The sequence below is a fragment of the Metabacillus rhizolycopersici genome (assembly GCF_020075705.1).
In genome coordinates this window covers 1-1476 of record NZ_JAIQUM010000207.1, presented here as the reverse complement: position 1 = coordinate 1476, position 1476 = coordinate 1, and the positions used below count along the sequence as shown (strand labels likewise).

Annotated in this window: 1 protein-coding gene; it reads left to right on the top strand. The window is 38.6% G+C overall.

Going from position 1 to position 1476, the window contains the following annotated elements:
• Window positions 1-1398: IS1182 family transposase (locus tag K9V48_RS28010; protein WP_224142312.1), on the top strand; the 1398-nt coding region annotated here is incomplete at its 5' end.
• Window positions 1399-1476: the final 78 nt, after the last annotated feature.

The window sequence follows — 1476 nt, the reverse complement described above, 5'->3', positions numbered from 1 at the left end:
AAAACGAGGGATTTTTGTATGTATTTCACCTATTCAAATGTAGAGATTGAAGAAAATCGAACGTTCTATGAAATGATGTATGATGCTTCACATCATTTAGTGAAGATCGATCATGTAATGGATTGGGGATTTGTGAAGAAACAGTTGGAAGCTTTCTATCCACATCGTATAGGTCGACCAACGAAAGATCCGATTATGTTGGTGAAAATCTTGTTGATTCAGTATTTAGAAGGTTTTCGTTCTGTTCGTTTTACGTGTAATCAAGTGAAACAAAACGCAACGTATCGCTGGTTTCTAGGGATCTCTTCACAAGAAAAAATCCCGGATCACTCAACCATTTCTAAGTTTCTTTCGCAACGTCTACAAGGGACGACGTTTTGGGAGGAACTTTTTCGTCATTGTCTGTGTTTGATTCACGATGAAGGATTTATTGCGAATGAAACATGGGTTGCCGATGAAACAGAACTAAAAGCCAATGCGAATAAACGTGTACGTGAGACAAAAATAGAACAGAAGAAGATTGAGGAAAATGAAGAAAATCTAGCAGAAATTAATGAACGTCGTGCACGTCATGGGAAGAAACCTCTTCAAACGAAAGATCCAAAAGTAGAAGAAAAGCGCACAACTATTAGCCCAGTAGATCCCGACGCACGTTTATCAGTTAAACATGACGAACGTGGGCGATTTGCGTATTTTGAACATCGTATTGTTGATTCACTTCATAACTTTATTATTGCGACGGATGTGACGGCCGCAAATGTACCAGGGCATCGCAAATTGATTGGACAAGTCGATCAGTTGAACGACTTATTTGGAAAATATGCGAAGGAAATCGCCCTTGATTCAGGTTACTATAATGCCGGGCTTGCACGGAAATTGTTTGAACGGGACTTCTTTGTATACATGTCCTATCGTCGCTTCCCAACAAAAGATCATCCACAATGTCGTCGTTATCAATTTAAACAGGTGAATGAGGATCTATATGCTTGTCCATGCGGTGTCCCATTTTATTATAAAACAACGAATCGACAGGGTTATCATGAATTCAAACCGCCCAAAGGTAGTTGCCACTCATGTCCCTTTGCGAAAAAAGAAAAGGAAGATCGCGTGTTACGTATCTCTATTCATCAAGAAATTTACGATCAATTAAGAGAACAGCGCTTATCGTATCGTGGGAAAATCCTTCGTTCTGTACGCCCTTCAACTGTTGAGCTAAGTTTCGCGCATAGTAAAGAACTCCACGGTTTACGTTATGCACGTTACCGTGGAGTTCAAAAGGTAAAAAGACAAGTTTTGATGACAGCCATCATACAAAACTTGAAAAAGTGGACCAAACTACGCTCACTAAAGCAAATTGGTCTACACCTAACATATGAAATTATAGAAGAATCTGTTTGATAAAACAAATGATAATCATGAAAATGCCACAAAAAATTTGTGGCATTTTCATTGACATAATCTTTTTTCAACAAAGTG